The 581-nt window shown below is 49.6% G+C and carries 1 protein-coding gene; it reads right to left on the bottom strand.

Annotated features, from left to right (window positions below; genetic code table 11):
* Window positions 1-520, bottom strand: a 520-nt coding sequence (locus OP495_RS18690) for a sugar phosphate nucleotidyltransferase (protein ID WP_280571289.1), incomplete at its 3' end; no start/stop codon positions are given.
* Window positions 521-581 lie beyond the last annotated feature (61 nt).

Here is a 581-nt window from a genome sequence, read left to right as displayed (position 1 = left end):
CTGTTACTGCATAGCGCGACCTAGGCTTTTCAGGCTTTTCCTCAATAGAGATGGCACGCCGATTCTCATCAAACTCTACGACACCGAAGCGTTCAGGATCGGTGACTCTATAGCCGAATACCGTCGCACCACTTTCCTGTGCGTTAGCCGCCTGCAAGAGTTTTGAAAACCCAGTACCGTGATAAATATTATCGCCCAGGACCAAGCACACCGGGTCACTGCCGATGAACTCTTCTCCAATCATGAAGGCTTGGGCTAGGCCGTCAGGGCTCCGCTGAATGGCATAGCTAACTGAAATACCGAACTGGCTTCCATCACCCAACAGACGCTGGAAGCCATCCTGATCATCCGGGGTGGTAATGATCAGAATTTCTTGAATACCTGCCAACATCAATACCGACAGCGGGTAATAGATCATCGGCTTGTCGTAAACGGGCAACAGTTGCTTGGAGATACCCTTGGTAATGGGATAAAGACGCGTACCTGAGCCACCCGCGAGAATAATTCCTTTGCGAGCCATGTAATACTCCTTTGCCTGTTTCCACCCAAATATGAGGCGTATTATTTTCCAAGATCTTCCT

The organism is Chromohalobacter sp. 296-RDG (assembly GCF_029889885.1).
GTDB lineage: Bacteria > Pseudomonadota > Gammaproteobacteria > Pseudomonadales > Halomonadaceae > Chromohalobacter.
This window is presented reverse-complemented; position numbering and strand designations above follow the sequence as displayed.